The sequence below is a fragment of the Candidatus Poribacteria bacterium genome, assembly GCA_016866785.1.
Lineage (GTDB): Bacteria > Poribacteria > WGA-4E.
The window spans coordinates 1-3,239 of sequence record VGLH01000233.1 but is presented as its reverse complement, the minus strand read 5'-3'; the positions used below and the strand labels follow the sequence as shown (position 1 = coordinate 3,239).

The 3,239-nt window shown below is 61.3% G+C and carries 5 protein-coding genes; all 5 read left to right on the top strand.

Annotated features, from left to right (window positions below; all coding sequences use genetic code 11):
* The first annotated feature begins 24 nt into the window (after nt 1–24).
* Nucleotides 25–237: a hypothetical protein gene (locus FJZ36_18675; protein MBM3216924.1), complete on the top strand. Its 213-nt coding sequence runs from the start codon at nt 25–27 to the stop codon at nt 235–237.
* A 152-nt stretch (nt 238–389) separates the two neighbouring features.
* Nucleotides 390–1,262: a site-specific DNA-methyltransferase gene (locus FJZ36_18670; GenBank protein MBM3216923.1), complete on the top strand. Its 873-nt coding sequence runs from the start codon at nt 390–392 to the stop codon at nt 1,260–1,262.
* A complete protein-coding gene (locus FJZ36_18665; GenBank protein ID MBM3216922.1) occupies nt 1,259–1,489 on the top strand; it encodes a hypothetical protein in 231 nt (76 codons plus the stop codon). Before FJZ36_18670 ends, FJZ36_18665 begins: the two co-directional genes overlap by 4 nt.
* 239 nt (nt 1,490–1,728) lie before the next feature.
* Nucleotides 1,729–2,610 (top strand): site-specific DNA-methyltransferase, encoded by an 882-nt coding sequence (locus tag FJZ36_18660; protein ID MBM3216921.1) that lies wholly within the window; start codon nt 1,729–1,731, stop codon nt 2,608–2,610.
* A partial coding sequence (locus tag FJZ36_18655) for a hypothetical protein (protein MBM3216920.1) occupies nt 2,585–3,239 on the top strand: 655 nt, incomplete at its 3' end. The genes FJZ36_18660 and FJZ36_18655, both read left to right, overlap by 26 nt.

The following is a 3,239-nucleotide window of genomic DNA, read 5'->3' as shown; positions in this document are numbered from 1 at the left end:
TACCCGGAGGTTCTCGGACTGCGAATGCCCAAGCCGACGCTCGTCCTGAACAACACGCACGATCAGTTGTTCACCGTGCCGGAAATGGAACGCGCCGACCGGATGATGGCGGACGCCTACGAGCGCATCGACGCGTCGGATCGGTATCGGTGCTCGTTCTACCCGGGTCCGCACAAGTTCGATCTGGACATGCAGGCGGAGGCGTTCGAGTGGTTTGATCGGTGGCTAGGGGGATGAACTCCGACGGAATGGTGTTTCCGGATCGATGAGACGACGTCCGCCCGGCGTGCGTATCCTTACTGCCCTCTGCGGGTCAGTTGACGCGGCGGAGATGGGTGATGCGTACGGAGATTATCTGCGGCGACTGCACGAAGTGGCTCGACGCCCCGATGCTGGCGAGCCGTGGCATCGACCGTCCGGTCGATCTGACGTTTCTCGATCCGCCATTCAACCAGGGCAAGGACTACCATGGCCACGACGACGACATGCCCGACGGCGACTACTGGGCATGGATGACGGACGTCTGTTCGCGCATCCGTCAACTGTCGTCCGACGGCGCGGCGCTCTACTTCATGCAGCGCGAGAAGAACACGGAGCAGGTTCTGCGCACCGTCCGCGAATCCGGTTGGACGTACCAGAATCTGGTCGTATGGAAGAAGAAGACATCGGCGGTTCCCGGCACGCACCGCTACGGCAAGCACTACCAGATCATCGCGTTCGCGACGAATGGAGCTCGGCCGCGTATGTTCCACCGCCTTCGGATCGACCCGCCGCTCCCAGCCGGATATCGGTACGAGCGCGAGAACGGCGTGTTCGTCACCGATGTCTGGGATGACATTCGGGAACTCACATCCGGCTACTTCGCCGGAGATGAGGCGATCCGCGACGACGATGGCGCGCGGGCCCACAAGCAGCAGTCGCCTGTCCAACTGCTGCTGCTGCGTATCCTGCTGTCATCGTCGAAACCGGGCGACGTGGTCTTGGACCCGTTCGCCGGGACGGGCACGACCCTGGTCGTCGCGCGGCAGTTGGGGCGTCTCGGCGTGGGAATCGAGTTGAGTCCGGGAAATGTCGAGATCGTCAAGCATCGCCTTGCCGAGGAACGGGCAGCCGACGACGTGACGCGGTTCTACAACGAGTACGTCCACACGGAGGGACTCGAGCGGATATGGGGCGAAGCGATCCGTCCGAGTAGACGCGACGCACCGGAACTGCAGCGCGAACTGTTTGACAAGACTGGGATCGGAAAGACCGATCCGTGAGATGCTCGATCTTCCATCTCTTCGCGCATCTGGCGGCGAACTCGCACCGTCTGAAGACCGTCAGTGCGCTGACTAGTTACCCGTTCCCTACCGGCGTGCTTGACTACCCCAACTTGGCGATCGCGTTCGAAGAGGCCGGCGCTCCTGCCAGCCATCACGGACTGTCAGTGGTCAACATCATCCATCGACTGAACGGACCCTTTCTCGGCTACCAGACCGCGTTGTAGGAGTGTTCAGCGGCAATCGCTTGCATATCGCTCTCTCAGAGCGTACTGCTCCTGCAGAACCCCGTCCGGGGTGAGCAGTGGAACACTCTCCCGATCTACGGCGTTGACCATGGTGATCGCACCACCCGTCCACTAGACACGATCCGTAGAGCGTCACAGTACGGCAAGACGTGGGAGCGCGACCGATGAACCCCTATCCTGTTGCTCTCGAAGACGCTCTTTGTGCGATGCCTTTCACGATGGCTCGCGTCGGGCGCGGGGCTCTTGTGCTCGGCGACTGCTTGGACGTCCTGCGGCACCTTCCCAGCGATGCGGTGACGCTGGCAGTCACCTCACCGCCCTATCTCAATGCGATCAACTACTCCGGCCACGTGGAGAAGCTGTCCGGAAAGAAGACGCGCTGGGAGCGAGAAGCCGTCTCGTACGACGAGTACCGTGAGTTCCTAGTGGAGAGGTTCAAGGAGCTCTTTCGAGTCATCCACCCGGGCGGGCACAACGTCGTGAACATCGCCCCGGTGGGGTGGCAGGGGCGTCGGACGCCGCTGCCGTTCCACTTCGTCGGTTGGATGGAGCAGTTGGGCTGGACTTTCAAGGAAGACATCGTTTGGGAGAAGCCCATCGCGCGTGACCGCCGTTCGGGCGTGCTCATGCAGCATCCCTACCCTGGCTACTACTACCCAAGCCTAGTTGCGGAATACGTTCTCGTCTTCCAGAAGCCGGGCCCCGCCCGTGATCGGGACAATATCTATTGGTTTCGGTCCGAAGACGAGAAGGAATGCAACCGGCTGAGACTGACCGATTACCAGGGTGAGAAGAGCAAGAACGTCTGGAAGGTGCGTCCCCTCGCTCCCCAGGAGAATCTGCATCCATGCCCGTTCCCGACAGAGCTCGTCGGGCGGGTGATTGAGTTCTACTCTTACAAGGGGGATTGGGTGCTCGATATCTTCACCGGCAGCGGGCAAACCAACATCGCCGCTGAAGAGCGGGAGCGGAGGCACATCGGCATCGACACGACGCGCGAGTACTTCGATTACGCCGAGGGGCGTCTGCGCGACGCCTTGTCTCAGCAGCGCCTGTTCGAGACGGGAGCCGAGTATGATGTCGATCCGCGCCCAAGTTGAGAGCATTCGCTACGACGCTCGGATGATGGCGCGGATTCCATGCTTCACCGATGAGGATGTGCGACGAGGGACCGCCTTCCGCAGAGGCGCGTTCCAACTAGAGCGCAAGTCCTATTCGTACGGCGTCAGCCACTGGGTCACGCCCAAGCGCACGCGAAGCTACCCCTACGGTCGGATCTACGACACGATCCCGGCCGCCAGGCGCGTGACGATCATTCCCGTGTGCAAGGATGAGGGATTCGACGGCGATAGAGACTTCATCCAGTGGGATAGCGTCTCGCTGATGAGCCTTCTTGGCGTCTACGTCGTGCTTGCTTACTACACCGATGCCAAGAAGAGCCCGAGGTACGCCGACAAGATCACGGCTCAGCGGTTCGACACGAGTTATGTCCTAGCTCGCCTCGACGAACTCGATACCTACCACAGTGACGCACTGCACTGGAACCTATCCGAGCTCTACGACCGACTGCCGGGAATCGCCGATCTTGCCGCGTCTTCGTATGACAACATGGCGGCGAGACTTGGTGTGCGGATGCATGACAGCGCCTCCCTGCGCGCGCGTGTCGATCAGCTGCGTCGAGATGTGACAGAGTTCCGGGACGCGTCAAGGCATGGGTCGATGCGGGCAC